This window comes from Desulfobacteraceae bacterium (assembly GCA_022340425.1).
In the GTDB taxonomy this organism is placed as follows: Bacteria; Desulfobacterota; Desulfobacteria; order Desulfobacterales; family JAABRJ01; genus JAABRJ01.
On record JAJDNY010000034.1, the window covers coordinates 1 to 26,428 of the forward strand.

The window sequence follows — 26,428 nt, forward strand, 5'->3', positions numbered from 1 at the left end:
CTATGGCCCCGTCTTTCCCGGCCTTGGGGCCGGATATTTGAATTAAAGCATACAGAAATTCATTTTCAATCCGATTATAGGGAAGACGCAGGCGGATCTTCCCAGCGCTAGCGGTAGATAATGCCCATGAATTGACCAAACTGAAATCGTCGGAGGAACAAGAATTGTCGCATACATTCAGTCAGAAACAGTTGGACGGAATCGAGGAAATCCTGCAGGAAGATCTGATTCAACTTGGTGTTCACTGTGTCGTTTTGATCGATATGGCGGGCAATATCATCGCCAATCTGGACAACGGCGAAATGGAGCATGACATCTACTCGCTCGCCGCTCTGGCCGCCGGCAATTTCGGGGCCGTCAGCACCATGGCCAAAATCATCGGCGAAGACGAATTTTCCCTTCTCTTTCACAAGGGGGAAAAGGAGAGCATCCACTTCAGCAAGGTGACCTCCGATTTTCTGCTGGTGTCGATTTTCGGCAAAGACGTCTCACTGGGTTTTCTGCGGCTCAAGGTTGCCGAGGCCATCGAGAAAATCAACAAACTGCTTTAGGTGATCCCGGGGGCCGGAGCCACTTTCATTTTTCGCTGAGCACGTGATCCTTTCAGAGGTGTCCGCATATGGCGTTTGTCAATCTCAAGAAGAAGGAAGTTCAGGTCAAGATTGTCTACTACGGGCCCGGCCGCGGAGGCAAGACAACCAACCTGGAGTACATCTACAGCAAGTTCAACAACCGCATCAAAACCGAAATGGTGGCCATCAAAACCCACGGGGATCGCACCTTGTTTTTTGACTTCCTGCCCTTTGACATCGGCAAGATCAAAGGCTACGACGTCAAAATCCAGCTCTACACCGTTCCGGGCCAGGTCAAGTACAACGCCACCCGCCAACTGGTGCTGCGAGGCGCTGACGGCATCGTCTTTGTGGCCGATGCCATGGTGGTTCGCAAAGACAAGAACATCGTCTCGCTGAAGAACCTGCAAAACAACCTGGCCGCGCACAAGAAGGATATCTTTGCGGTTCCCCTGGTCTTTCAGTACAATAAAATGGATCTGGCCGGACAGGGCATTCCGCTGCTCCCCTTCGACGTGCTGGAGCAGAACCTCAACGCCCAGCTCAAGGCGCCCTCCTTCGCCGCCAGTGCGCTGACGGGAAAAAATGTGGCTCAGACACTTAAAAAAATCGTTTCACTCACCCTCTCTTCCCTGCAGAAAGAGCTCGTATAGGAGGTTTCCTTGACGCAATCCAAACACGACAAATTGGCTGAAGAGGTCGCATCGCGTCTCGATGAGTTGTTCGATGAGAATGACGGATCGTTGGAGGGGGTGGAGGCGGGCAACAGCTTGGAAGCCTCACCGCTCAGGGAATTGCGCGCCATCGTTCTGTCCATCGACTGGGAGATAACCGATGAGGCCATGACGCGCTTCATCGACCAGGTCGATCGCCTGCGGCAGACCTACAAGGATGACCGCCTGCTGCTTGCCTTTCTGCAGTTGTTGCGGCCGTTGGGGAGATACATCAAGGCCAACAAGGGCCAGTGTCTGCCCGAGGCCATCCAGCTGCTGAACTCGGTTTACACCAATTTCGAGAAGGTGGCCACCACCGATGGGATGCCCCGGGAGCAGAAAAAAAAGATCTTGATGGCGGAAGTCGTGCGCTTCAAAGGGCTCAAGGAACAGATCGTCGCCCAACAGGGTCGGCAGACGTCCCGCAGAGCTGCCGGAGCCCCATCGCCGCGCAAGTCCGCTGACGACGCCCCGCGGCCCATCGCCGCCGAGGCCGGCTCCGCCACCGTGACCCTCTCGCGGGAGGACCTGACCTATCTGGTTTCAGAGCTGACCCAAGCCATGCGCGCTGAATTCGACGCGCTCAGAAGCGAACTCCGCACCCTTCTGGGCAGCCGCTGAGACCACGCCCCGAACGCACCCGAAATCGCCTTTGATATCCTGCCCGGTTAAGCTCCCGTCATTTCGCCGCCCCGGATCCCGCCCCGCCGTCTGACCTGCCGCCGCCCCCACCGGGGCCTGGAGGCGGCCAGCGGCCGTTTGCTTGGCGGCCAAAAAAGCGTTTGACCGGGTGGGCGGCGCCGTGGGAGGATAGAATTCCAATCCCAAGGCAGATTTCCACAGCGCAAGGAGGAGCCCCCCCATGGAACTAAGCGGCAAAAAAGTCCTGATTCTAGTCGAGCAGCTCTACAACGAGTTTGAGTTCTGGTACCCTTACTACCGCCTCAAGGAGGCCGGTGCGACGGTGACGGTGGTGGGTTCGGGTAGCGCGCGGGTCTACAACAGTAAAAACGGTCTGCCGGTGACGGTGGACACCGCCGCGGAAAGCGTCGCTGTGACCGAACACGATGGCCTCATCATTCCCGGCGGCTATGCGCCCGACATCATGCGGCGGCACGCGGCCATGGTCGGCCTGGTCAAAACCTGCGCTGAAGCGGGCAAACTGGTGGCGGCGATTTGCCACGCGGGGTGGATGCTGGCCTCGGCTGAGATCGTCGCGGGGCGCACCGTGACCTCGTTTTTCTCCATCCGGGACGATCTGGTGCATGCCGGCGCGCGCTGGGTGGACCAGGAGGTCGTGGTGGACGGCAATCTGGTCACCAGCCGCACCCCTGAGGACCTGCCGGCCTTCATGCGGGCGGTCATCAATGCCCTGAAGTAGCCTCCCGCAGGGTCATTCGCCGGTGTTTAGAACCCCAGATAGGCCTCCCGGACCCTGGGGTTTTCCTCCATTTCGCGGCCGGTTCCCTCCTGGACGATGCGGCCGTTTTCGATCACGTAGCAGTAATCGGCGATTTTGAGGGTCTGGTTGACGTTCTGCTCCACCAGGAAGATGGTGAGCCCCTGGCTGTGGAGCTCCTGGATGACGGTGAACATTTCCTGAACCAGGATCGGCGCCAACCCCAGGCTGGGTTCGTCGAACATGATCAGCCGCGGGTTTTGCATCAGCCCCCGGCCGATGGCGACCATCTGCTGCTCGCCGCCCGAAAGAGTTTCCGCGGCCTGGTTGCGCCGCTCCGCCAGCCGAGGGAAAAGGGCGTAAACCCGCTCGAGGTTGCGCTGGCGGTTTTCCTTGGCCCGGCCGAGATAGGAGCCGATGATCAGATTTTCCTCGACGTTCATTTTGGGAAACAGCTGCCGGCCCTCGGGCACCAGGGTGATGCCGAGGTTGGCGGTCTCATGCACCGGCAGCTCGCTGATGGTGCGGCCCTCGTAGGCGATCCGGCCTTCGGCGGCTGTCAGCAGACCGCAGATGGCCTTAAGGGTGGTGGTCTTGCCGGCCCCGTTGGCGCCCAAAAGGGCCACCAGCTGCCCGGATTGCACGCTGAAGGAGACATCCCAGAGGGCCTGGGTGTCGCCATAGAACACGGAGAGCTCCTCAACGCTCAGGGCTGCATTCATGCCGCCTCCTCTCCCAGATAGGCCTTGACCACCTCGGGGTTTTGGGTCACCTCCGCGGGTTTTCCCATGGCGATCTGGCGGCCGAAGTTCAGCACCAGGATGCTGTCGCTGATGTTCATGATCACCCGCATGATGTGCTCCACGATCAGGATGCTGATGCCGCTGTCGCGCAGCTTCAGGATCAGTTTGATGGTTTGGTCGGCTTCGGTGGGGTTCAACCCCGCCACCACCTCGTCCAGCAGCAGGAGCTGGGGCTCAAGCGCCAGTGCCTTGCTGATTTCCAGGCGCTTGCGGCCCGCCAGGGTCAGGCTGGCGGCCGACACGCCGGCCCTATCGGCCAGCCCAGTGTTTTCCAATATCCGCCAGGCGTGCTCCTCGGCATCGGCCCGTTTGGGGTGCCGCGCAAAGGCGGCGATCACGACGTTTTCAAGCACCGTCAGACCGGGGAAGGGTTTGACCACCTGAAAGGTCCGTCCGATGCCCAGCCGGGCCAGCTCGTAGGGGCGGCGGCCGGTGATGTCCCGGCCGTTGAAGGCGATGCGGCCGCGGGTGGGGGGATGATAGCCGCTGATGAGGTTGAAAATGGTGGTTTTGCCCGCCCCGTTGGGGCCGATCAGGCCGATGATTTCCCCCTGCCGGATCTGGAAGGACACATCCTCGACGGCATGCAGACCGCCAAAGGTTTTGGTCAGGTCTTCGACCTTGAGAAGCGGCGTTGTCATATCTCTTTTTCTCCGCTGGCTTGGGGCCGCTGGTCCGTCTGAGGGACACCCGAGGCCTTTCGCAGGATGCGGCGGCCACCGGTGGCGCCGGTAATGGTCCCCCACAACCCGTTGGGCAGAAACACCACCGTGAGAGCGATCACACCCCCCAGGATGATGAGGTAAAGCACCTGGTAGTCGGACAGATAGGCCCAGAAATAGGTCTTGAAGGCAAAAATCAGGATGGCGCCGATCAGCGGGCCGATCAGGGTCCCGAGGCCGCCGAAGACCGCCATGACCATGGCCTGGTCGGTGATGATGTCCGCCAGGACCGAGGCCGGGTCGATGAAGGTGATCCAATAAGCATACACCCCGCCCATGACCCCGGCGGGGATCGCCGACAGAATAAAGGCCTGCATCTTGATGGTGGTGGGGTTGATCCCCAGCGCCATGGCGCCCTGCTCGTCCTCGCGGATGGCCTTGACCTTGAGGCCGAAGGGCGCCTTTTCCAGCAGGAACCACAGCAGCGCGAAGGTGACGGCCACCAGGGTGAACATCAGGTAGAAGAAGAACTGCGGGTGCAGAAAAGGTGGCAGACGCATGCCGTCAGGGCCGCCGGTGATGTTTAAGACCAGCGCCAGTTGCTGCACCGCCAGAGCCAGGGCCCAGGTGGCGATGGCGAAATAGGCCCCCTTGAGGCGCAGGGTGGGCAATCCGGCGATCAGCGCCGCCACCCCGGCCACCAATCCGGCCGCCGGCAGGGTGGCGGCGAAGGGCCAACCCGCGCGCATCATCAGGATGGCGGTGACGTAGGCGCCGACCCCGAAAAAGGCGCCGTGTCCGAAGTTGAGATACCCGGTGTAGCCGGCCATGACATCCCAGGTGATGGCCAGCCCGACCCACATGAAAACCTCGGTCACGATCCGCAGCAAAAACGGGTCGGGAAAGAACTTCGGCAGCATCAGCAGCCCCGCAAGCGCTATGCCGATCCAGAGCAAATGGCGCCGGTTCATCGTCACACTCCTTTCCCGAAAAGTCCTTTGGGCGACACCAACAGCACGGCATACAGGATCCCGAAGACCGCTAGCAGGGTCCAGCCCGGATTGAAGTAGATCAGAAAAAAGGACTGCACCACTCCCAAAAGAAATGCGGCCCAGGGCACCCCGGAGAGGTAGCCCATACCGGCCAGGACCACGACGAAAAAGGAGAAGACGGTGTACTGCGAGCCCATCTGGGCGCTGATGGAGAAGATGCAGCCGATCAGAACCCCGGACATGGCGCTGATGCCGACGTAGATGCCGTAGACATAGGAGCTGGTCCGCTTGGCATTGATGCCCATCAGACCGGCGGCGTCCTTGTTCTGGGAGAGGGCCCGGACCGCCAGGCCGAAATCGGTTTTTTTCAGCAGGTAGTGAAGCGCCAGGGTGATGGCAAGGGCGTAGATCAGGCCGGTGAGGCGGATCACGGGAACCGTGACGAAAAGGGGGCCCATTTCCAGCGAAAAAGAGCCGGCCGAAAGGGACGAGGGGATGGAGTGACTGTAAAAGCCGAAGACTGTCAGCCCCAGCCCTTTGATCATCAGCGCCAGGCCGAAGGTGAAGACCAGCGCCATGAGAAGCGGGTTCCCCTTTTTACCGCTCAGCACCCGGTGGATCACCGGCTGGAAAAAGTAGCCGATGGCCGCGAAAACGACGAAGACCAGCGGCAGGAACAACAGGGGCTCCACCGGCAGCCACCGGTTGAGGTAAAAACCGAGAAAGGCGCCCAGCATGATCCATTCGCCGACGGCGAAGTCGATGATGTGCATCACCCCGTAGGCCAGTGAAAACCCGATGGCGATCGTCACGTAGATGCCGCCGATGAGAAATCCGTCTACCAGCGCCTGCGGCAGTAGAAGAAACATGGTGAGTCTCCCGCTGGGTGAACGGCCGTGGGGCCGCGGCAGTGAAGCGCGGCCCCGCGGCGCAGCAAAGCTCGGTTAGGCCGGCAGCCGGGGGGTAAGCCCGGCCGACTGCCGGTGACTGGGGCGGTTCAGCGAAGCGCTCAGCGCTCTTTCCAGGGAACCATGGGGAACAGCAGTTTCGCCTGGGCGTCGGCTTCGGGGCCGACGATGACGGCGATACCGTTCTGGATCTGGACGGTAAGGGGCGTGAGGCCGATATTGGCGTGGTAGAAGTCACCCTCCTCGGCGAACTTCAGCCGGCCGTAGAAGGTCTGAATTTCGAGCTTCTCCAGGGCTTTGACCAGGGCTTCGCGATCGCTTTCACTCAGCGGCGGAGGGGCGTTGACAGTCTGCAGGGCAGCCTGGAAGGCGATGCCGGCGGTGGAGGAGCCGGCCTGGGTGTAATCGGCCGGGACGCCGAAGGCCTTTTGGGCGGCCTGGGCATAGGTGGCGGCGTCTTTCCAGAGGATGTCACTCTGGGTGTGGACCGTTTCCGTCCAGACCGACGCGCCGAGCACGCCTTCGGCGTACTTGCCGAGGGCTTCGACGAAGGCCGGCTCGGTCACGCCGTAGTGCATCAGCAGCGCCTTTGGCGTGTAATCGATCTGACGCAGGGACTTGACCAGGTTGATGAGCTCTTCGTCATGGCCGCCGAAGGCCACCAGGTCGGGGCGCAACACCTTGATGGCCGACATGAAGGGGGTGAGGTCCTGGCCGGAGGGGACGATGTTGAACTTGCGCACCTTGATGCCGGCGGCTTCGGCCGCGCTGTTGAATGCCTCGGCGGTGGCCTTGGAAAAGGTGTCGTTGGAGCCCAGAATGACGGCTGTGGCGGGGGCCGGGTCAAGCGCCTTGAGGGTTTCGATGGGGGTGGCGCCGGTGAAATTGACCGGCGGGATGGTGCCGAAGGTGTAGAAAAATTTCTGTTTCCAGATCATGGGGGACTCGGCCGAGCCCGTGATCATCGGGATCTTGTATTTTTCCAGGACCGGGGCGGCCGCCAGGGTGACGCCCGAAGAATAAGGCCCCAGGACCATGTCGACCTTTTCCTGGGTGGCCAGGCGTTCAGCCGCGGAAGCCCCCTGGGAGGGTTCGGACTGGGCGTCGGCGTAGAACAGTTTGACCGGGTATTTTTTTCCCTGGATTTCGATCCCGCCGGCCTCGTTGACGGCCTGCGCCCACAGGTCGTAGCCGCGTTTGGTGACGTTGCCGCCGGTGGCCAGATCCCCGGAAAGGGACGTGATGACGCCGATCTTGAAGAAATCCCGTTCAGCTTGAGCCCAGGCCGGGCCCGCCAAAACCGCCAGCGCCAGAAAACCGATGAGTAACCGTTTTACCATGGATGCCTCCTTCTGTGATTTGGGGGTGAAGGGTTGTGAGCGAATGCTACGCCCTTTTCGGGCGTTCTGTAAAGGTGAAAGCCATGGCCGCCGTGGGGGCACGCCGGCTGTTCGTCGGGTGGGTATGGCTGTTGGTAGCAACTGTGGTGCCACTACAAGACAGCGATTTTCCATGATATTTCAAAGTGGTTGAAAATTAAACAGAATATTTTAAATGCCGTGGGCAAATCGGCCCTGCCAAAGCGATTTGAGCGGTAAGCATGGCGGGCGGGGTCCCCCTTTTGAGGGGTTTTAAACCTTCGCCGGGCGTGGATATGCAGTTGTGCATATCGGGGGGGGCTCGATCCACATCCCCCTCGGTCGCCGACCGGTTTCCCCTACAAGCCGTATTTCTGAAGTTTGCGGGCCACCGTCGACTGGTTGATTTGGAGCGCTTCGGCAATCGCCGCCTGTTTGCCGAGGCGCATGCGGGCCTTTGCGAGGACCTCGCGCTCGACGCTTTCCATGATCTGCTGCAGGCTCTGACCTTCGCGCCAGCGGCCGCCCTCGCTTGGGTCACCGCAGGCGGGGGTGCTGAGGCTTGCGGGCAGGTCGTCGACCTCGATGCGGCTGCCCTCGGCCAGAACCGCCAGGCGCTCGCAGATGTTCATCAGTTCGCGGACATTGCCGGGGTAGTCGTAGGCCAAAAGGCGCTCGAGGGCCGCTTGTGAGATTCGCGGCGGGGGGGCGTCCGCCAGCTTGCGGGCGAAATCCGCGGTGAAGTGCCGGATCAGGGCCAGCAGGCATTCCCGGCGCTCTCTGAGGGGCGGCACATTGAGGGGGATCACGTGCAGCCGGAAATAAAGGTCGGCCCGGAAGCGTTTCCCGGCCACCATGGCTTTCAGGTCCTGGTTGGTGGCCGCCAGAATGCGGACATTGAGCCGGCGCTTGGCGGTTGAGCCCACCCGGCTGATATGGCCGTCTTCTAAGAAATGCAGCAGTTTGACCTGGGAGGAGAGCGGCAGCTCGGCAATTTCATCCAGAAACAGAATGCCGCCGTCGGCGGCCTCGAAATAGCCCGCTTTGCCCTGGCGGCGGGCACCGGTGAAGGCCCCGCTCTCATAGCCGAAGAGTTCGGACTCCACCAGGGTCTCGGGGATCGCGCCGCAGTTGATCTTGATCATGGGGTGGCCGCTGCGGTTGGAGTGCTTGTGGATCAGGTCCGCGATGACGCCTTTGCCGCTGCCGGACTCGCCCTGGATCAGGACCGTCGACTCGACGCTGCTGACCTTGAGGGACTGTTTGAGGACGTTCAGGAAGCAGGGGCTGCGGGCAATGATCCGGTTGGCTTTGACCTCTGCCAGCTGCATCTCCAGGATCTGGTGGCGGAACTGGTTTTTGATGGCTTCCTGGTTCTCCAGTTCGCGCTGCAGGCGGTCGATTTCGGTGACGTCGCGCTCGTTGACCACCACCCGGATCAGGCGCCCGTCCCGGTCGAAAACCGGGTTGCCGGTCAGCATCAGCTTGCGCCCCTCGCGGGTTTGCTGCAGCAGGTTGACCTGTTGGCGGGTTTCCAGGACCCGCAGGGTGACCGATTGGTTGACGAAGCCTTCGGCGACCAGGTCCCGCATACTGCGCCCTAAAACCTCTTCGGCGCGGACCTGGTTGATGCGCGCTGAGGCGGGGTTGATACGCACCACCTGGGCGTTACCGTCGCAGATCCAGAGGCCGTCGTGGCTGGAGTCGATGATGGCGTCCAGCTCGCGGTTGAGCTCCTGGTAGGCGACCATCTGGCGGGTGACTTCCTTTAAATTGGTCACGTCTTCCAGGATGCAGAGCGCCCCGATCACCCCCGACTTCCAGCGGATGGGACTGATTTCGGCCAGCAGTGCGGCGCCGTTGTGGGATAGCGGGATGCCGCGGCGATCGGTCCGGGTGCTCAGGCTGTGGCTGATCTCGGGCCAGAACTCGGGCAAGGTGGCCGACACCAGGGTTCCCGGGAAAAGCCCCAACTTGCCCTGGACCGCTCGGTTGGAGACCACCACCGTGCCGCCCGGCTCGACCACGAAGACCGCGTGCCGGGTGGCATTGAGCAGCGCCCGGCTGAAGGTTTTCCAGTCAAGGCCCCCGATGCCCTGGGTCTCGGGGCGGGTCGGCGGGGGATGAAGATCGGTGGGCATGGGGGGTATCCTGAAAGGGGTGGGGGTGTCCGTTGGGCCCTTATATGCATATCAGCATTTAATATGCAACATCGCATTTTGACTCTCTGACGGCGACTTGCTCCGCCTGCCGTTGGGTGCGTTAAATTTTTCTTTGGTTATCAATGTGTTGGGACACCGATTGGTTTGGCGCCACCCCGGCGCGGGGGGCCGGGCAGGGTGGCACGGTCCTTGTTTCAGAATTCTTTGGGTTTCCCGTGGATCACCATGCCGCCCCTGGGGGCCGACCTCATTCGCCGACAGGCATTTGGATCTCTTATCGGGATGATTCCGCACGCGGCCGGCGCGGCGGAGCCCCGGGCTGCAATTCAACCGCGTTCGGCACGCGTTTTTTCGCGTTCACCCTTCTGCTTCTACCCGTACAAGGAGGAAAAGACATGTCAAGCCCCCATGAAGACCTGCTGCAAAAGCGCAAGCAGCACGTCCCCCAAGGTCCGTTCAACATTACCCCCGCCTTCATCCGGGAGGCCAGGGGAGCGGTGATGATCGATGTCAACGGCCGTGAGTTGATCGATTTCGCCGGCGGCATCGGCGTGCTCAACGTGGGACACTGCCACCCCAAGGTGGTGGACGCCATCAAGGATCAGGCCGAAAAATACATTCACACCTGCTTTCACGTGGTCATGTACGACCCCTATGTCGATCTGGCCAGCCGGCTCAACGCCCTGGCGCCGGGAGACTTTCCCAAAATGACCATGTTCGCCAACAGCGGGGCGGAGGCGGTTGAAAACGCCGTCAAGGCGGCCCGCTATGCCAAGAAACGGCCGGCCGTGATCGCCTTCGAGAACGCCTTCCACGGCCGGACCCTGCTGACCATGACCCTGACCAGCAAGGTGAAGCCCTACAAGCTGGGCTTCGGACCGTTCGCCCCGGAAGTCTACCGCATGCCCTACGCCTATTGCTATCGCTGTCCCTTCGGCCTCACCTACCCCGCCTGTGAGGTGGCCTGCGCCGACTACCTCGAGGATTTCTTCATCAGCAACGTCGCCGCCGAAAGCACGGCGGCCGTGATCGTCGAGCCGATTCAGGGCGAAGGCGGGTTTATCACACCTCCGCCGGAATACTTCGCCAAGCTGCAGAGCATCTGTCAGAAATACGACATCGCCCTGATCGTGGACGAGGTCCAGTCCGGGGCCGGCCGGACCGGCAAGTTTTTTGCCATCGAGCACTGGGGGGTTGCGCCCGACCTGATCACCTGTGCCAAGAGCCTCGCCGCGGGGATGCCCCTCTCCGCGGTTATCGGGCGCCAGGATATCATCAACGCGCCCCATGTGGGCGGCCTTGGCGGCACCTATGCCGGCAACCCGGTTTCATGCCGGGCGGCGCTGGCCGTGCTGGAAATTCTGCTGGAAGACGGGCTGCTGGAGCGCGCCCGGAGCCTGGGCGATACTCTGCTGGCCCGCTTCCGCGACCTGCAGCAAAGGCACGCCATCATCGGCGATGTGCGCGGCAAGGGCCCCATGCTGGCCCTGGAACTGGTCAAGGACCGCGAAACCAAAAAGCCCGCCACCGACGAGGCCAAGAAACTGGTGCAGCTCTGTTATGACAAGGGGCTTGTTGTGCTTTCGTGCGGCAACTTCAGCAACGTCATCCGAACGCTGATGCCCTTTGTGATCACCGATGAACAGCTGGAGCGCGGTTTGGCGATTCTGGAGGAGTCGTTGGATGAACTCGAGAAGGCCTGACGGGCCGCAGCGTTGACAGGAGGCACCGCCATGAAGGGATTTTTTCAGCGAATCTTGCGGGTTGATCTGACAAACCGCTCAAGCCGGGAGGAGGCCCTGGATGAGGCGGTACTCGGCCGCTATCTGGGTGGCAAGGGGCTTGCCACCCATCTCCTGCTCCAGAACAACCCCGCCGGGGTGGACCCCTTTGCCCCGCAAAATCATATCGTCCTGGCGCTGGGGCCGGCCTCGGACACCCCGCTCTACGGCTCGTGCCGGCACGGCATTTTTTCCAAGTCGCCGCTCACCGGGCTTTACGCCGAGTCCTATTCCGGCGGCAGCCTGGCGATCCCCATGAGCCGCACCGGCTATGACGCCGTCGTCATCGGCGGCGCCGCCGACCGGCCGCTGTGGCTGGAAATTTCCGATACGGCCGTGAACTTTCACGACGCCGCCGATCTCTGGGGACGCGACACCTTCGAGACCGAGGCCGAGATCCGCAAGCGTGCGGCGGCCGAAAAGCCGGGCACGATGGTGATCGGCCCGGCCGGTGAAAACCGCGTGCGCATCGCGGTGGTCAAGAACGACGGCTGGCGGGTGGCCGGGCGCGGCGGCCTGGGGGCCGTCTTCGGGTCCAAAAACCTCAAGGCCGTCGCCTTTCACGGCAGCTGCAGCCGGCCTGTGGCGCAACCTGCGGCGCTCAAGCAGCACGCCCGGGACATGCTGGCGCGCCTCAAGGACCACGCGGCCACCCAGGCCTACCGCAACCTGGGGACCCCCATGATGGTCAACATCCTCAACAAGGCCGGCGCCTTTCCCACCCGCTACTGGTCCGAGGGGCGCTTTGCGCAGTTCGAAAGTATTAACGCCGACAGCATGCAGGCCCGCTTCAAGGTCAGCCCCAAGGCCTGCCGCACCTGCTTCATGGCCTGCGGCAAGCAGATCGAGGTCAAAGACGGGCGCCACCAGGGCCTGCGCCTGGAGGGCCCCGAGTACGAAACGATCTATGCCTTCGGCGGGCTCTGCATGATCGATCGCATCGATGAGATCGCCTATCTCAACGACCTGTGCGACCGGCTGGGGATGGACACCATCTCGGCCGGCAACCTGGCGGCCTTCGCCATCGAGGCTTCGCGGCGCGGCCGGATTTCAGATGAGCTGAACTACGGCGATCCGGAGGCCGTGGCGGGGCTGCTGCGCAAGATGGTCAAGCGCGAGGGGCTCGGCGGCCTTCTGGCCGAGGGGATCAAGTCGGCCAGCGAGGAACTGGGCCTGGAGGACCTGGCGGTGCACGTCAAGGGGATGGAGCCGGCCGGCTACGACCCCCGGGTGCTCAAGGGCATGGGGCTGGCCTATGCGGTCAGCGACCGCGGGGCCTGCCACCTGCGCAGCACCTTCTACAAACCGGAGTTGACCGGCGTCATCCCTCCGGCTCAGATCGACGGCAAGGCCGAACTGTTTCTCGACTTCGAAGACCGCTGCACCCTGTTCGACTGCCTGATTCTGTGCCGCTTCTACCGTGATTTTTATCTCTGGGAGGCCCTCTCCGAGGCGATCGCCCTGACCACCGGCCTCACCCTGGACCAGGACGGGCTGAAGGCCGTGGCCGCCCGGGTGACCAACAACACCCGGCGCTTCAACCTGCGCGAGGGGCTGACCGCAGCCGACGACCGCCTGCCCCGGCGGCTGGTGCGCGACCCGCTCGCCTCCGGCGACGGGATCACCGCCGAGGAATTGGACCGCCTGGTTCAGGACTACTACCGCCTGCGGGGCTGGAGCCCGGAGGGGCGCCCGCCCGAAGCCGATTAAAGGCTGGGTGGCCGCCTGGAGGCCGGTCGTTCAGTCGCCGTCCTCCAGGGCCGTCCCCCAGTCCAGGCGGTTTTTGATGAACTCCAGGTGAAAGGCCGTATCGGTGCGGACCACCCCGTCGATCTTGTTGATCTTGTCGTAGATTAGGATTCTGAGATCCTTCATCGACTTGGCGCGGAACTCCACATCCAGGTCCGAAACCCCGGTCATCAGGGCAATATACCAGAGGGCGTCGATCTTTTTGAGTTCGCTGATGACGTGATCGGCCTTTTCAAAGCGGATGGTGATCTTGATGTTGCCGGCGATTTCGAACCCCAGCTTGAACGGGTCGCTAACCGCCACGATCTGGATGATGTCGTCTTCGATCAGGCGGTTGATGCGGTTTCTGACGGTGGCCTCGGTGATGCCCACCCGCTTGGCGATCTCGGTGTTGGCCATGCGGCCGTCCTTTTGCAGCAGGCAGATGATTTTGGAGTCGATTTTATCGATGGCGCGTGTCATGGGAGTCTCCTTGCCCCGCCCTTTCCGGGTCTCGGCCGCGTTTTTAATATCTCCATAAATGCCGTTTTGAAGCGATACGGATGCAAAAAATATTGACTTTCGAAATTTAATATTATAATTTTTTCGAAAAACAATAAAAATCAAGTTTTTTTCTGGGGCCGGCAACGGCCCTTGCCGGTTACCGGTCCCGGCAAATGGTATCCAGCGCCGTGGCATTCTTTGCCCGCGCCATCCGATTCCCAAACGGCCCGCAGCCCCAAACCAGGAGGAGAAAAATGGCACGCGACACCCGCTACGCCCTGCAGGAAGCCCAGCGCATGGTCGCGCTCATCACCACGCCCCACGAAAACGTCTGCCGGGAGGACTGTCAGCGGGTTGCCCGGGAGACCCACGAAAACTTCGCCAACCACATCAACAAGGGCTTTCTTGAATACCGCAAATCGGTGACCGAGGCCAACGATTTCGCCGTGACCGAATGGGTCTGCGAGGGCTCGGTCCTGCGGGACGTTCTGGGGCGCGAGTACATCGACATCCTGGGCGGCTTCGGCATCTATTCACCGGGCATCCGGCACCCCAAGATCGTGGCGGCCGTCAAGGCCCAGCTGGACCGCAGCCCCCAGTACAGCCAGGAGATGCTGGACCCCTTGCGCGCCCACCTCGCCAAGGTGCTGGCCTTTCTGACCCCCGGCGACATCCAGTACGGCTTTTTCGCCAACAGCGGGACCGAGGCGGTGGAGGGGGCCATGAAGCTGGCCAAGCTCTACACCGGCAAAAACGGTTTCATCGCCATGCTCAAGGGCTTTCACGGCAAAACCCTGGGCGCCCTCTCACTGATGGGCAAGTCGGTTTTTCGCGCGCCCCTGCTGCCGCTCCTGGAAGGGGTTCGGCACGTGCCCTTCGGCGATGCCGATGCCGTCGAGCGCCAGTTGGCGGCCGCCAAAGCGGTGGGAGACAAGATTGCCGCCGTCGTTGCCGAACCGATTCAAGGGGAGGCCGGGGCGATCGTGCCGCCCGACGATTTCTGGCCCCGCCTGCGGCAGATTTGCGACCACTACGAGGTGCTGCTGATCGCCGACGAGGTCCAGACCGGCCTCGGGCGCACGGGCAAGATTTTCGGTGTGGACCACTGGGATGTCGCGCCGGACATCATGTGCCTCGGCAAAGCCCTGGGCGGTGGGGTGGTGCCCATGTCGGCGTTTCTCTCGACCCCCAAGATCTGGTCCTGCTTGGAGCCCAACCCGTTCATGCACACCACCACCACCGGCGGCAACCCGCTGGCCTGCTCGGCGGCCCTGGCTCATATCGAAGTCATGCTGGAGGAGGACCTGCCGGGTCAGGCGGCCGAAAAGGGCGCCTATGTGCTGGACAAGCTTCGGGAGCTGCAGACCCGCTACCCCCACATCCTGCATGAGGTGCGCGGCAAGGGGCTTTTGATCGGAATGGAGTTTCCCACCGACCAAACCGGCTACCAGGTGGCCTCCGGGCTTTTCAGCCGCAAGGTGATCACCGCCGGGACCCTCACCAACGCCAAGAACATCCGGATCGAGCCGGCGCTGAACATACCCTATAAAACCTTGGACGAGGTTTTAAACCGGCTGGAGGACACCTTCCGGAGCATTTCCTGAGCAGCCGCCCCGACCAGTCTTCCCTTTCAACCCCTTTGCCCCAAAAGGAGGCCGCCATGAAGGTTATTCGAGTTGACATGACCACCCAGACGATCACCGAGGAGGCGCCGCCGGCCAAGTACGCCGGTCTGGGAGGCCGTGGATTGACCTCCACCCTGATAGACGCCGAGGTGCCGGCCGCCTGCGATCCCCTGGGGCCGGAGAACAAGCTGATTTTCGCCCCCGGCTACCTCAGCGGGACCACGCTGATCAACACCAGCCGCTTTTCGGTGGGCGCCAAGAGTCCGCTCACCGGCGGCATCAAGGAAAGCAACGTCGGCGGCACCGTGGCCGCCGATCTGGCCCGATTGGGGATCACGGCGGTGGTCGTCGAAGGCCAGGCGCCGGCTGGGGCGCTGTATCTGCTCAAGATCGATGCGGCCGCAAACGCGCAGCTGATCGACGCCGCCGCCTACAAGGGGATGCGCACCTACGGACTGGTCAAGGAGCTCAAGGCGGCCCAGGGTGAAAAAAACAGCGTGACCGGGATCGGGCCCGCCGGCGAATGCCAGATGGCCATCGCCTCCATCCAAACCACCGATTTTGACGGCCGGCCCTGTCGCGCCGCCGGCCGCGGCGGGCTGGGGGCGGTCATGGGCGCCAAGGGGCTCAAGGCCCTGGTGGTGGACCAGGGCGGCAAAAACCCGGATCCCCTGGCGGACCCCGAGGCCTTCAAGGCCTCCGCCAAGGCCTATGCCCAGGCGGTCAAGGCCGACGAGTTCAGCGGCGAGATCCTGCCGGAGCTGGGAACCGCCGTCCTGGTGGGCCCCATCAACGAGGCCGGCGCGCTGCCCACCCGCAACGCCACCCAGGGGCAGTTCGAGGGCGCGGAGAAGATCAGCGGTGAAACCCTGGCCCAAACCATCAAGGCCCGTGGCGGCAAAACCACCCACAAGGGCTGCGCCAACTGCATCATCAACTGTTCCAACGAATATGTGGACAAGGACGGCGGCTACGTGACCTCCTCGCTGGAGTACGAAACCATCTGGTCCATGGGAGCCATGATCGGCAATGACGATCTGGACGCCATCGCCCGCCTGGATTTTCTCTGCGACGACATCGGGCTGGACACCATCAGCACCGGGGTGGCCGTGGCGGTGGCGATGGATGCGGGCCACAAACCCTTCGGCGACGGCGCCGCCGCCATCGCCATGGTGGAGGAGATCGGCCAGGGGACGGAATTCGGCAAGGTCCTCGGCGCCGGCCCGGCGGCGGTGGGCAAGCACTTCAATCACCACCGCGTGCCGGTGATGAAAAACCAGAGCATGGCGGCCTACGACCCGCGCGCCCTGCAGGGCATGGCGGTGACCTACGCCACCAGCCCGATGGGCGGCGACCACACCGCCGGCTGGGTGGTGGACAAGAACCTGGAGGCCTTCGGCGGCACCCTGGACCGCTTTTCGGCCGAAGGCCAGGTGGAGGCCTCGCGCGACACCCAGATCCACATGGCCGCGGTGGACACCATGGGGCTCTGTGATTTCGCCCAGTCGGGCCTGGCCGCCGAGGGCGGCTTCGACCACTTCATGCGGATGATCAGCGCCAAGCTGGGGCGGCCGTTCGATTCGGCCGACTGGCAGGCTCTCGGCCGGCGGGTGCTCAAGGCCGAGCGCGACTTCAACCGGCGGGCCGGCTTCACCAACCAGGACGATCGCCTGCCGCGGATGTTCTACGAGGAGCCACTGCCGCCCCACAACAAGGTCGTGGTGGTCTCCGACGCGCAGATGGACGCGACCTTCGATTTTTGACGGTGCCCGCGATGGTCGTCCAGGTCACGCTTTACGGGACGCTGCGCAAGCGCTTTGCGGGCTACGATGCGGCAAACGGCCTCAGCGTCCAGCTCCAGCCGGGGGCCGGGGTGGCCGACCTGATTGCCCGGCTGGGGCTTGCCGAGGTCCGGCTGGGCTTTATTTCCGTCGACGGCCGGATCGTCCATGGCGACGTGCCGCTGCATGACGGGGACCGGGTGCGCATTTTTCAGCCGATTTTCGGCGGCTGACACCGGACGTCGGCATCTGTCGGAGGTTTTTGGGCCTGCGACGCAGGCGAAGGGCGCTGATGATCCGCACCCCAACCGACGAGGAGTCCAAAGAAGATGAGCGAGGCATTGAATCCGTTTAAGATCGCCCAGCAGCAGCTGGACGCCGCCGCCGAGCGGCTGGGTTTGGATGCGGCCACCCATGAGTTGCTGCGCTGGCCGATGCAGGAGCTCAAGGTGACCCTGCCGGTCCGGATGGACGACGGCAGCACGCGAATTTTTCACGGCTTCCGGGTGGCCCACAACACGGCCCGCGGGCCGGCCAAGGGGGGCTTGCGCTGGCACCCGGACGAGACCATCGACACGGTGCGCGCCCTGGCGACCTGGATGACCTGGAAAACCGCGGTGGTGGACCTGCCCCTGGGCGGGGGCAAGGGCGGGGTGGTGTGCAACCCCAAGGCCTTGTCTGCGGCCGAAAAAGAGCGCCTGGCGCGGGCCTATGTGCGGGCCGTGGCCCGTGCGCTGGGCAGCACCCGGGATGTCCCGGCCCCCGACGTCTACACTACCCCCCAGATCATGGCCTGGATGCTGGACGAGTATGAAACGATCAGCGGGGAGAAGCAGCCCGGTGTGATCACTGGCAAACCGCTGCCCCTGGGGGGCTCGGCCGGCCGGGAGGACGCCACCGGTCGGGGCGGGGTCTATGTGCTGCGGGAAGCCGCCAAGGCGCTTTCGATCAACCTGGCGGGGGCCACCCTGGCGATCCAGGGGCTGGGCAACGTGGGCCGGCATGCGGCCCTTTTGGCGGAATCGATCCTGGGGCTGAAGATCGTGGCCGCGGCCGATGAAACCGGCGGGGTATACAACGCCAGAGGTCTCAACGCCCGGCAGCTGGTGGATTACGTCGCCCTCCACGGGGGGGTGGCCGGCTATCCGGAGGGCGATTTTCTGACCAACGAAGAGCTTTTCGCCGTTGAGGCCACCGTCTTGGTGCCCGCGGCCCTGGAGAGCGTGATCACCGAGAAAAATGCCGACCGGCTGAGATGCCGGCTCTGCCTGGAGCTGGCCAACGGCCCGAGCACCCCGGAGGCCGATCGGATCCTGGAGGAGAAGGGTATCAATGTCATCCCCGATTTTCTGGCCAACGCCGGCGGGGTCACGGTGTCCTATTTCGAGCAGGTCCAAAACGCCTACAATTTTTTCTGGACCCTCAAGGACGTCCACAACCGTTTGGACGACCAGATGACCCAGGCCTTCAACGGGGTCTTCGAGATGCACCGCCGGGAGAAGGTCAATCTGCGCCAGGCCGCCTATCTCGTGTCGGTGGCGCGGGTGGCCGAGGCGTGCAAACTGCGCGGTTGGGTTTGAGCCGGCACCGGGGCCCGGCTGGGTGAAAATGGACCGCAGCGGGGGCCGGTGAGCCTCCGCCCGGTGAAGGGGGGCCTCCCATCGAAGCGACCGTGCACATCGACATGCTGCATGTCTTTCGCCTGCTGCGCAAAATGATGCGCTATCCCGACCTGGTGGAAACCATGCGGGAAATTTTTTTAAAGGCCCTCAAGACCAAGGGGGTCGGCCTCCCCGAGGACCTGCCCCGGACGGCCCGCACCCAGCTCGCCGCCCAGGCCTGCGAGGTCTCCGCGGCCAATATCCGGGACTACGCCGACCTGCTTGTCTACACGGCCTTTGCCAAAGCCTTCAACGATCAAGAGGTCGAGGACTACATCAACCTGGCGCGCAAGCAGGACCGGTTTCAGAACCTCAACAAAGTCGTCAACATGGAGGGCACCACCTCCCGCAAAATCAAGAAGGCCCTCAAGGAGTTCTGTGAAATCCCCATGGGCGACCTCTACATCTCGCCCAGCGAAGCCGAGGGCGTGCGGGTCGCATTGATCAACCATTTCATCTCCAACCAACTGCCCTTTATCGGCATCGCCAAAAACCACATCACCATCCGCGACATCGAGGAGCTGGCCGATCGCATCATCTGGAACCGCCGGCGGCCGGGGAAGATCGGCGGCAAGTCGGCGGGGATGTTTCTGGCCTACAAGATCCTCGTTCCCAAGCTCACCCATGGCGACCCGGAAATCGAAAAGTACGTCCGCATTCCCGAGAGCTACTACATCAACACCGGCAATTTCAGCGACTTCATCGATTCCAACGAACTCTATCAGTTCCACGCCCAGAAATACAAATCCCGCGAGGAACTCGAAGAAGGCTGCCAGCAGGTGGCGGCGCTTTTCCGAAACGCCCAGTTCTCGCCGGACGTGGTTGCGGATTTTCGCGAACTGCTGGCGAAGATCGGCCCCCACCCCCTGATCCTGCGCTCCTCCAGCCTGCTGGAGGACAACTTCGGCTACGCCTTCTCCGGCAAGTACGACTCGGTCTTCATCACCAACCAGGGCGATATCGAGACCCGCCTGCAGGAATTCATCTGGGGTCTCAAGCAGGTCCACATGAGCACCTACGGGCCGGCGCCGATCGTCTACCGCCGGGACAACAACCTGCTGGACTTCGATGAGAAGATGAGCGTTCTGGTGCAGAAGGTGGTGGGGCGGCGCTTCGGCGACTATTTCTACCCCTTTGCCGCCGGGGTGGCCTTCTCCTACGGGGCCTACAGCTGGACGCCGCGGATTCGCAAGAAGGACGGGATGATCCGGCTGGTGCACGGGTTGGCCACCCAGGCGGTGGACCGGGTGGGCGGCGGCTACCCCCGCATGGTGCATCTCAGCCACCCGCAGCTGCGGCCCGAGGTGGAGGCGGCTCAGATCATCAAGTACTCCCAGAAACTGGTGGACGTTCTCAACCTCGAAACCGGACGGCTGGAATCGATCCCCTTCCAGCGGCTGGCCCGCGAGTCCGGCCACCCGGACCTTTATTTCGCCGTTTCCCTGAACCAGGAGGGGCACATGGCGGCCCCGCTGTTCAAAGGCCAGCCGATTCCCCCGGAACAGGCCTGCCTGACTTTCGACAACCTCCTGGGAAAAACCGACTTTTGCCCCCTGATGCGCAAGGTCCTGCGGACGCTTCAGGAGGCCTACGGCCGGCCGGTGGACGTCGAGTTTGTCTGGGACGACGGGCTGCTTTACATCGTCCAGTGCCGCTCGCTGGCGCTGCACAAGGAAGTGGGGGCGGTGGCGCTGCCCCAGGACCTGGACCCGCAACAGGTGCTCTTCACCAACGAGCAGGTCATGTACAGCGGGGTGGCGACCCGTATCGCCTACGTCGTCTACGTAGACCCCAAGGCCTACGACCGCCTGGCCAGCACCCAGGAAAAACTCGCCATCGGGCGCGTGGTCAGCCGTCTCAACCGGCTGCTTCAGGACACCCGCTTCGCGCTTTTGGGGCCGGGCCGCTGGGGCAGCAACGACATCAACCTCGGGGTGCGGGTGGGCTACGGCGACATCAACCACACCCGTGTCCTGGGGGAGGTCGCCTTCGCGGGCAACGGAAGCACCCCGGAGGTGTCCTATGGGACGCACTTTTTCAACGATCTGGTGGAGGCCGGCATTCTCTCGGTGGCCATTTTCCCGGACCAGGGCACAACGATTTTCAATGAATCGTTCCTGCAGCGGGCACCCAACCGGCTCAAAACCCTGGCCCCGGAACTGGCCCAGTACGAGGGGGTGGTGCACGTGATCCATGTGCCCGAGGCCACCGGGGGCTGCCTTTTAAACGTCTATCAGGACGATACCGGGCAAAGGGGGGTGGGCTGCTTTCAGCCCGCCTCCGATTAGCGTCCGGGGGATCGGCGCCGCTTTACGGGGAGTCGTTCGTTTCTGCAACCGTTTCTGGGATGAAAGGAGTTCGTGGATGGAAGGAAGCTACCAATACGCCAGCTGGGTCCTGTGGGGGCTGGGCGCCTACATGGCCCTGATGCTCTATATCGGCTGGTACGCCTCCAAGCGCATCGCCAGCGCCACCGATTTTATCGTCGCCGGCCGGCGCCTGGGGATCGTCTTCGCCACCGGCACCCTGACGGCCACCTGGTTCGGTTCCGGCACCTGCATGGGCGGTGCGGGAAACGCCTATCTGTGGGGCAACCAGGGGGTTATCTTCGACCCCTGGGGGGCGGCCCTGTGTCTCGTGCTGACCGGCTTTTTCTTCGCCCGCCTGATGCGCCGGGGCAAGTACCTCACCCTGGTGGATCTTTTCGAAATTCGCTACGGCAGGACCATGGGGCTTCTGGCAACCATCTCCCTGTGCATTGCGGAGATGGGCTGGGTGGGGGCCCAGCTGGTGGGCTTCGGCACGATCATCCACTACTTCGGCGGCATCCCCCTGGAGGCCGGCATTCTGGTCTCGACCGTCATCCTGGTGGCCTACACCTACCTGGGCGGGATGTGGTCCGTGACCCTGACCGATGTCTTTCAGATCGTCATTCTCACCGTGGGGATGATCGGCATGCTCTATGTGGCCGTGCCCCTGGCCGGCGGCTGGGAGGCCATCTTCTCCAACGACCCCTCCCACAACCTGATGGGCACCAACCAGTGGTCCTTCATTCCGACCCCCGAGTCGGCGGCCGACCCGGAGCTCGGCAACGCCGGTTACTTCTACTACACCGGCCACCTGGGGTGGTTCTACTGGCTGGCCGCTTGGCTGGCCATCGGCTTCGGCAGCATTCCGGCCCAGGACCTGATGCAGCGCGTACTCTCGGCCAAAAACGAAAAGGTGGCCTCGGTCGCATGCTATCTTTCCGGCCTGATGTACTGCACCATCGGCATGATGCCGGTGATCATCGGTATGGCCTATTTTCACCTCAACCCCGAGCTGGGCATCGATGACGCCATGAACCAGATTCTGCTGCTGATGGCGGTGGAGCACCTGCACCCCCTGTTTGCAGTGGTTTTCGTGAGCGCCCTGGTGGCGGCCCTGATGAGCTCCTCGGACAGCGCCATCCTGGCGGCCGCCTCGTGCATCGGCTACAACGGCTACAAGTATTTCAAACCCGAAGCGGACGAGACCCAGACCCTGCGGGCCACCCGCATCGCCATTCCGCTGGTGACGGTGGCCGCCCTGGTCCTGGCCCTGTATTTCCAGGTGATCTACAATCTCATGGTGATCGCCTGGTCGGTGCTCCTGGTTTCGGTCTTCGCTCCCTACGCGGCGGCCTTCTTCTGGAAAAAGAGCAACAACACCGGGGCGATCGCCTCCTTCTGCGGGGGCCTGGCGGTCTGGATCGTCATGTATTTCGTGTACCTGCCGACCACCATCGCGGCCAACACCGACGCGGTGCCGGGCTTCGAGGGCACCGTTTACTTCGAGTGGGCCATGTGGGACGCGCTTTACATCAGCTCGGTGTGGGCCCTGCTGGGCTCCATCCTGATCCTGGTGGTGGTCTCGCTGGCCACCCAGAAGGTGGACGCGCCCAAACCGCTGCGCGACATGAACGGCGACCTGCTGCCGGTGCGCAACTGGCGGGGGTTTGGTTTCAAAAAGGACAAGACGCCGGCTCCGGCCGCAGTGGAAGAGGGGGCGGCCTGATCCCGCCCCCTGCGGGGGTGTCGCTGCCGATTTTTCGGCCGACCACAAGGAGGACGAAGATGAACATTCTCGTGGGCTATGACGGGTCAAACGTCGCCAAGGATGCGATTGCCCTGGCCGAACAGCAGGCCAAGGCCTTCAACGCCAAGGTCTTCATCGTGGCGTCGATGGAGTTTGCGCCCCAGGTGGAACGGCACAAATACGAGGTCTTTCAGGAGGACCTCAAAGAGGCCAAGGCGCGCTTCGACGCCCTGGGCATCGACTGCCAGACCGAGGTGTCCGTCAAAAGCGACAATGCCGGCGAGGACCTGCTGCAGCACGCCCGGGATTTGAAGGCCGATCTGATCATCATCGGCGTCAAGCGGCGCTCCAAACTGGAGAAGCTCGTTTTCGGCTCCACCGCCCGCTACGTTATCATGGAAGCGCCTTGCCCGGTGCTGACGGTCAAGTAGCCGGGGCAGCCTGCCTGGCCCCTCTGCCAAAAAAAGCCCTTCGAATCTTGCCTGCGGCGCGGCAGCGAAGGGCTCTCCCATTTTTGGGCGGCGCCGGGCCCGGCCGGTTGTTCCTTCTGCGAAAAGCCCACATCGCCGGTGGGCTTCACGGCGGGGTTTCCCAATCGTAGCGGTTTTTAATCAACTCCAAGCGCATGGAGGTTTTCACGCCGGTGACGCCGTCGATGCGGGTGATGCGGTCCATCAGGGCCCGCAGTTCTTGCTGGGATTTGAAGCTGAACTCCAGGTCGAAATCCACCGCACCGGTCAGCCGGGCGATGTACCAGATCCCCTGCACCCCTTTGAGGGCCTCGGCCACCTGCTGCGCTTTTTGAATGTCCACGTGCAGCTTCAGGTTGCCGACGATACCGTAGCCCAGTTTGCTGCGGTTGCCCACCGCCACGATCTGGATGAAATCCTCCGCCAAGAGGCGCTTGAGACGTTTGCGAACGGTGGTTTCCGAAATGCCCAGCTGCTTGGCAATTTCCGTGTTGGGCAAGCGCCCGTCGGTTTTGAGAAGCTGGATGATGCGGGTGTCGGTCTCGTCGATGGGGGGTGACATAAACGCTCCTCACGGGGGTGGCATTCTGTGTGGTCTTTTACCGCTGCAGCCATGGGGGACCCGGTCGCCGGCAGAGGGCGTAGCGGGTCCATGGCAACTGGGTTTTTAACATAGGGCGGACGGTGAGGCAAACGAACAAGGGAAGATTTTACAAAAATGTAAACGAAATCGGTATTAATTTTTCAAAAAATTTTGCTGATTCGTTTTAAATCTATTGACAATCGAATCAAAATGACCTCTATCATAAACACCTCCGCCAACATGTCGCTAGCTGTTCCAGGCCTGCTGGCTCTCGGGGGGCGAGCCGATCGGGCCCGGGCGGGAAACGGCGATTGCCGCAGTGGCGCGTTGATCGGCAAGTCACCCGCCCCAGGAGAGGGCATACGGGCCCATGGACCGGATAGCCGTTGTGCAAGACTTCTGCTTCCCGGGCGCCAAGGCGGGCAATCTCGCCAAAGCCGGCCGCTGGGTGGCCGAGGCGGCCGGCCAGGGCGCTCAGCTGGTGCTTTTCCCGGAGCTTTATCTGACCGGCTTCGGATTCGAAGGCCCCACCGCCCCCGGGTTGGCCGAAAACCTGGACGGGGCGGCGATGGATTTCCTGAAAACCCTGGCACACCGTCACCGGCTGTGGATCCTGATGGGATTTCCGGAACGTGATCCCGTCTCCGGGCGCGTCTTCAATTCCCTGGTGTGCCTGACGGACCAGGGTGCGGTGGCCGGTTGCTATCGTAAAGTCCATCTTTTCGACCGGGAGCAGGCCGTTTTTGACCGCGGCGACGCGTCGGTGGTGATCGACACGCCCCTCGGGCGCGCGGGGCTGCTGATCTGCTACGACATCGAATTCCCGGAGTTGGCCCGCTGCCTGGCCCTTCAGGATGCCCGTCTGCTGTTGGTTGCCAGCGCCAATATGGTGCCCTGGTGCCCTCAGCAGGAAATTTTCGCCCGGGCGCGGGCCGCAGAAAATCAGGTTTTTCTGGCACTGGCCAACCGCGTCGGCCAGGAGGCAGGCTTCAGGTTTTGCGGCCGCAGCATCTGCGTGGATCCTTTGGGGCGGGTCACCGCCCGGGCCAACGCCAGAGGCCCCCAACTTTTGGTTGCTGAGTTGGCACCGGAGCACGGCCGGCCGCCTCAGGGGGCGGCGGTGGATTATTTGCGCGACCGGCGACCCGAAGTCTACGCCGCCTTGTCGGTGGCCTTGCAAACGAGACGGCTGACTGCCATCGCTTCCGGCAGCCCCGCGGCGGACTTTGTGGCCGCCACGGAAACCCAGACATCGAGATCACAAACGGAGGAGGGTGAAACATGAGGTGTAAAGCGCTGTGGACGGTGTTCGGGATGACCCTGGTGTTGTCTTGCTGTTTAGCTGTGGCCGCGGCCCAGACCCCGATTCTGGTCGGCGCGCCGCTGCCGCTGACCGGCCCCTACGCCAGTGACGGCGAGCAGATGAAGATGGCGCTGGAAATGGCGGTGGCCGAAAAGAACGCCGCCGGCGGCCTGTTGGACCGGCCGTTGGAACTCAGGTTCGGGGATGTGGGCGGTTTGGAGGCGGAAAAGATCAAGGCCGTGGGAGAGCGGCTGGTGGGCGCGGGGGTCGATGTGGTCATCACCGGTTATGATGACGGCGGGGTGGACACCAAAGTTTTCGGCCAGTACGACATCCCTTACCTGCACGGCAACGCCATGACCCTCTGCACCGAGCCGGTGGCACGGGAACCCGAAAAGTACTGGAACTGCTTCCAGTATACCTTCAACGATACCGACTACGGCAAGAACGCGGCCGACAATTTGTTCAAGGTCCATACCGAAATGGGCTGGACCCCGCCCAACAAAAAGGTGGCCGTTATCAAGGTCGATTACGCCTACAACGTCATGCCGGCCGACGAGTTCGTGCGCAGGGTCGAAAAGATGGGCTACGAGGTTGTGGTCAATGAAACCACGCCTTTTGGCGTGGCCGAATGGGGTCCAATCCTCTCCCGGATCGAGTCCAGCCAGCCGGCCTACGTGACCTTCTGGAATCTGGATCCCACCGATGCGGCCCGGTTCATGAAGCAGTTTGTCGAGCGCTTCGGCGAAGACGGTCTCGATGCGCTGGTCTACATGCAGTACACGCCTTCGATTCCCGAGTTTTTGGAGCTGGCCGGCAAAGCGGCCGACGGCCTGCTTTGGGTGGCGGGCGCCGACGAGTTCGGGCCGAAATTCGAATCCTACAAGCAGCGCTGGGTGGCGCGTTTCAAAAAGGACCCAGCCGGTTTCTACTCGGTTGTCACGCGCGATGCCTTCGACATCTGGGTCCAGGCGGTGGAGCGCGCCGGCTGTGTGGATTGCTACCGGGACGTCGCCAGGCTGATCCGCGAATCTGCCCATGACGGCATGGCCGGTCTCTTCGTCTTCAACCCCGTCGATCAGTCGGCCATTCCGGGCGAGTACCTGATGCCGCTCATTTGGCACCAGATTTGGGACGGCAAGAACATTCAGGTGGATCCCCAGCGCTTCAAGAAAGCGCCCTATCAGAAGCCCCCCTGGGTTAAGAAATGATGAACCGCTGAAAGTACCTCGCCGGACGGATTTTCAAAAGGTGCCGGGTGGCTGCGCACCCCCCTCGCCCGAGGCGGGCTGAAGGTGCGCCGCAGCGACGCGGCGATGCAGCCCCGCATGGAAGGCGGGCCTTTTGGGTAGCCGGCGAGGAATCAC

23 protein-coding genes are annotated in these 26,428 nt (G+C 62.7%); 15 read left to right on the forward strand and 8 right to left on the reverse strand.

Going from position 1 to position 26,428, the window contains the following annotated elements; translation table 11 throughout:
* Window positions 1–164 precede the first annotated feature (164 nt).
* The 4 genes from LJE63_03265 to LJE63_03280 all read left to right on the forward strand — a co-directional run bounded on the left by LJE63_03265 (window position 165) and on the right by LJE63_03280 (window position 2,666).
* A complete protein-coding gene (locus LJE63_03265) occupies window positions 165–551 on the forward strand; it encodes a roadblock/LC7 domain-containing protein (protein ID MCG6905621.1) in 387 nt (128 codons plus the stop codon).
* A gap of 68 nt (window positions 552–619) precedes the next feature.
* Window positions 620–1,225 carry a gliding motility protein gene (locus LJE63_03270; protein ID MCG6905622.1) on the forward strand — a complete coding sequence of 202 codons (606 nt, stop codon included), beginning with the start codon at window positions 620–622 and terminating at the stop codon, window positions 1,223–1,225.
* A gap of 9 nt (window positions 1,226–1,234) precedes the next feature.
* Complete coding sequence (locus LJE63_03275; GenBank protein ID MCG6905623.1) at window positions 1,235–1,906, forward strand: hypothetical protein; 672 nt, start codon at window positions 1,235–1,237, stop codon at window positions 1,904–1,906.
* 241 nt (window positions 1,907–2,147) lie between these two features.
* Window positions 2,148–2,666, forward strand: a complete 519-nt coding sequence (locus LJE63_03280; protein MCG6905624.1) for a type 1 glutamine amidotransferase — start codon at window positions 2,148–2,150, stop codon at window positions 2,664–2,666.
* A 26-nt stretch (window positions 2,667–2,692) separates the two neighbouring features.
* On the opposite strand, the gene LJE63_03285 is transcribed toward LJE63_03280, so the two are convergent.
* The 6 genes from LJE63_03285 to LJE63_03310 all read right to left on the reverse strand — a co-directional run bounded on the left by LJE63_03285 (window position 2,693) and on the right by LJE63_03310 (window position 9,548).
* Window positions 2,693–3,406: an ABC transporter ATP-binding protein gene (locus LJE63_03285; GenBank protein ID MCG6905625.1), complete on the reverse strand. Its 714-nt coding sequence runs from the start codon at window positions 3,404–3,406 to the stop codon at window positions 2,693–2,695.
* The gene (locus LJE63_03290; GenBank protein MCG6905626.1) at window positions 3,403–4,128 is read right to left on the reverse strand and encodes an ABC transporter ATP-binding protein; all 726 of its coding nucleotides are present in this window, start codon (window positions 4,126–4,128) and stop codon (window positions 3,403–3,405) included. The genes LJE63_03285 and LJE63_03290 overlap by 4 nt, the downstream gene beginning before the upstream one ends.
* The gene (locus tag LJE63_03295; GenBank protein MCG6905627.1) at window positions 4,125–5,120 is read right to left on the reverse strand and encodes a branched-chain amino acid ABC transporter permease; all 996 of its coding nucleotides are present in this window, start codon (window positions 5,118–5,120) and stop codon (window positions 4,125–4,127) included. The genes LJE63_03290 and LJE63_03295 overlap by 4 nt, the downstream gene beginning before the upstream one ends.
* Window positions 5,121–5,122: 2 nt before the next feature.
* On the reverse strand, window positions 5,123–6,010 hold the full coding sequence (locus LJE63_03300; GenBank protein MCG6905628.1) for a branched-chain amino acid ABC transporter permease: 888 nt from the start codon (window positions 6,008–6,010) through the stop codon (window positions 5,123–5,125).
* A 140-nt stretch (window positions 6,011–6,150) separates the two neighbouring features.
* On the reverse strand, window positions 6,151–7,389 hold the full coding sequence (locus LJE63_03305; GenBank protein ID MCG6905629.1) for an amino acid ABC transporter substrate-binding protein: 1,239 nt from the start codon (window positions 7,387–7,389) through the stop codon (window positions 6,151–6,153).
* 377 nt (window positions 7,390–7,766) lie between these two features.
* Window positions 7,767–9,548, reverse strand: coding sequence for a sigma 54-interacting transcriptional regulator (locus LJE63_03310; GenBank protein MCG6905630.1), 1,782 nt, complete (start codon window positions 9,546–9,548; stop codon window positions 7,767–7,769).
* Between the two features lie 416 nt (window positions 9,549–9,964).
* Between LJE63_03310 and gabT the strand changes: the two genes are divergently transcribed.
* Together gabT and LJE63_03320 are read left to right on the forward strand one after the other, a co-directional pair.
* Entirely contained in the window at window positions 9,965–11,272 is a 1,308-nt protein-coding gene (gabT, locus tag LJE63_03315) for a 4-aminobutyrate--2-oxoglutarate transaminase (protein MCG6905631.1), read from the forward strand.
* Window positions 11,273–11,302: 30 nt separating this feature from the next.
* Window positions 11,303–13,060, forward strand: coding sequence for an aldehyde ferredoxin oxidoreductase family protein (locus tag LJE63_03320; GenBank protein MCG6905632.1), 1,758 nt, complete (start codon window positions 11,303–11,305; stop codon window positions 13,058–13,060).
* A 30-nt stretch (window positions 13,061–13,090) separates the two neighbouring features.
* Here the strand turns inward: LJE63_03320 and LJE63_03325 are convergent, their stop codons facing one another.
* Entirely contained in the window at window positions 13,091–13,561 is a 471-nt protein-coding gene (locus LJE63_03325) for an Lrp/AsnC family transcriptional regulator (GenBank protein MCG6905633.1), read from the reverse strand.
* A 275-nt stretch (window positions 13,562–13,836) separates the two neighbouring features.
* Here LJE63_03325 and LJE63_03330 point away from each other — a divergent pair, with 275 nt between their 5' ends.
* The 7 genes from LJE63_03330 to LJE63_03360 all read left to right on the forward strand — a co-directional run bounded on the left by LJE63_03330 (window position 13,837) and on the right by LJE63_03360 (window position 23,136).
* Window positions 13,837–15,186 (forward strand): putrescine aminotransferase, encoded by a 1,350-nt coding sequence (locus LJE63_03330; GenBank protein ID MCG6905634.1) that lies wholly within the window; start codon window positions 13,837–13,839, stop codon window positions 15,184–15,186.
* Window positions 15,187–15,242: 56 nt separating this feature from the next.
* The gene (locus LJE63_03335; protein ID MCG6905635.1) at window positions 15,243–16,970 is read left to right on the forward strand and encodes an aldehyde ferredoxin oxidoreductase; all 1,728 of its coding nucleotides are present in this window, start codon (window positions 15,243–15,245) and stop codon (window positions 16,968–16,970) included.
* An 11-nt stretch (window positions 16,971–16,981) separates the two neighbouring features.
* Window positions 16,982–17,221 (forward strand): MoaD/ThiS family protein, encoded by a 240-nt coding sequence (locus tag LJE63_03340; GenBank protein MCG6905636.1) that lies wholly within the window; start codon window positions 16,982–16,984, stop codon window positions 17,219–17,221.
* A gap of 96 nt (window positions 17,222–17,317) precedes the next feature.
* Window positions 17,318–18,568 carry a Glu/Leu/Phe/Val dehydrogenase gene (locus tag LJE63_03345; protein ID MCG6905637.1) on the forward strand — a complete coding sequence of 417 codons (1,251 nt, stop codon included), beginning with the start codon at window positions 17,318–17,320 and terminating at the stop codon, window positions 18,566–18,568.
* Window positions 18,569–18,660: 92 nt separating this feature from the next.
* Window positions 18,661–20,937: a PEP/pyruvate-binding domain-containing protein gene (locus tag LJE63_03350; GenBank protein ID MCG6905638.1), complete on the forward strand. Its 2,277-nt coding sequence runs from the start codon at window positions 18,661–18,663 to the stop codon at window positions 20,935–20,937.
* 76 nt (window positions 20,938–21,013) lie between these two features.
* Window positions 21,014–22,684 (forward strand): sodium:solute symporter family protein, encoded by a 1,671-nt coding sequence (locus LJE63_03355; protein ID MCG6905639.1) that lies wholly within the window; start codon window positions 21,014–21,016, stop codon window positions 22,682–22,684.
* Window positions 22,685–22,743: 59 nt separating this feature from the next.
* Entirely contained in the window at window positions 22,744–23,136 is a 393-nt protein-coding gene (locus LJE63_03360; protein ID MCG6905640.1) for a universal stress protein, read from the forward strand.
* A gap of 145 nt (window positions 23,137–23,281) precedes the next feature.
* Here the strand turns inward: LJE63_03360 and LJE63_03365 are convergent, their stop codons facing one another.
* On the reverse strand, window positions 23,282–23,737 hold the full coding sequence (locus LJE63_03365) for an Lrp/AsnC family transcriptional regulator (GenBank protein MCG6905641.1): 456 nt from the start codon (window positions 23,735–23,737) through the stop codon (window positions 23,282–23,284).
* Window positions 23,738–24,128: 391 nt separating this feature from the next.
* On the opposite strand from LJE63_03365, the gene LJE63_03370 reads away from it, so the two are divergent.
* Both LJE63_03370 and LJE63_03375 read left to right on the forward strand, forming a co-directional pair.
* The gene (locus LJE63_03370) at window positions 24,129–25,043 is read left to right on the forward strand and encodes a hypothetical protein (protein MCG6905642.1); all 915 of its coding nucleotides are present in this window, start codon (window positions 24,129–24,131) and stop codon (window positions 25,041–25,043) included.
* On the forward strand, window positions 25,040–26,272 hold the full coding sequence (locus tag LJE63_03375; GenBank protein ID MCG6905643.1) for an ABC transporter substrate-binding protein: 1,233 nt from the start codon (window positions 25,040–25,042) through the stop codon (window positions 26,270–26,272). Before LJE63_03370 ends, LJE63_03375 begins: the two co-directional genes overlap by 4 nt.
* The last annotated feature ends 156 nt before the right edge of the window (window positions 26,273–26,428 follow it).

Excerpts from the sequence above, each read along its gene's own strand:
- LJE63_03270 (MCG6905622.1), top strand. The coding sequence starts at position 620 with ATGGCGTTTGTCAATCTCAAGAAGAAGGAAGTTCAGGTCAAGATTGTC.
- LJE63_03280 (MCG6905624.1), top strand. The coding sequence starts at position 2,148 with ATGGAACTAAGCGGCAAAAAAGTCCTGATTCTAGTCGAGCAGCTCTAC.
- LJE63_03285 (MCG6905625.1), bottom strand. The coding sequence starts at position 3,406 with ATGAATGCAGCCCTGAGCGTTGAGGAGCTCTCCGTGTTCTATGGCGAC.
- LJE63_03290 (MCG6905626.1), bottom strand. The coding sequence starts at position 4,128 with ATGACAACGCCGCTTCTCAAGGTCGAAGACCTGACCAAAACCTTTGGC.
- LJE63_03295 (MCG6905627.1), bottom strand. The coding sequence starts at position 5,120 with ATGAACCGGCGCCATTTGCTCTGGATCGGCATAGCGCTTGCGGGGCTG.
- LJE63_03300 (MCG6905628.1), bottom strand. The coding sequence starts at position 6,010 with ATGTTTCTTCTACTGCCGCAGGCGCTGGTAGACGGATTTCTCATCGGC.
- LJE63_03305 (MCG6905629.1), bottom strand. The coding sequence starts at position 7,389 with ATGGTAAAACGGTTACTCATCGGTTTTCTGGCGCTGGCGGTTTTGGCG.
- LJE63_03310 (MCG6905630.1), bottom strand. The coding sequence starts at position 9,548 with ATGCCCACCGATCTTCATCCCCCGCCGACCCGCCCCGAGACCCAGGGC.
- gabT (MCG6905631.1), top strand. The coding sequence starts at position 9,965 with ATGTCAAGCCCCCATGAAGACCTGCTGCAAAAGCGCAAGCAGCACGTC.
- LJE63_03320 (MCG6905632.1), top strand. The coding sequence starts at position 11,303 with ATGAAGGGATTTTTTCAGCGAATCTTGCGGGTTGATCTGACAAACCGC.
- LJE63_03325 (MCG6905633.1), bottom strand. The coding sequence starts at position 13,561 with ATGACACGCGCCATCGATAAAATCGACTCCAAAATCATCTGCCTGCTG.
- LJE63_03330 (MCG6905634.1), top strand. The coding sequence starts at position 13,837 with ATGGCACGCGACACCCGCTACGCCCTGCAGGAAGCCCAGCGCATGGTC.
- LJE63_03335 (MCG6905635.1), top strand. The coding sequence starts at position 15,243 with ATGAAGGTTATTCGAGTTGACATGACCACCCAGACGATCACCGAGGAG.
- LJE63_03340 (MCG6905636.1), top strand. The coding sequence starts at position 16,982 with ATGGTCGTCCAGGTCACGCTTTACGGGACGCTGCGCAAGCGCTTTGCG.
- LJE63_03345 (MCG6905637.1), top strand. The coding sequence starts at position 17,318 with ATGAGCGAGGCATTGAATCCGTTTAAGATCGCCCAGCAGCAGCTGGAC.
- LJE63_03355 (MCG6905639.1), top strand. The coding sequence starts at position 21,014 with ATGGAAGGAAGCTACCAATACGCCAGCTGGGTCCTGTGGGGGCTGGGC.
- LJE63_03360 (MCG6905640.1), top strand. The coding sequence starts at position 22,744 with ATGAACATTCTCGTGGGCTATGACGGGTCAAACGTCGCCAAGGATGCG.
- LJE63_03365 (MCG6905641.1), bottom strand. The coding sequence starts at position 23,737 with ATGTCACCCCCCATCGACGAGACCGACACCCGCATCATCCAGCTTCTC.
- LJE63_03370 (MCG6905642.1), top strand. The coding sequence starts at position 24,129 with ATGGACCGGATAGCCGTTGTGCAAGACTTCTGCTTCCCGGGCGCCAAG.
- LJE63_03375 (MCG6905643.1), top strand. The coding sequence starts at position 25,040 with ATGAGGTGTAAAGCGCTGTGGACGGTGTTCGGGATGACCCTGGTGTTG.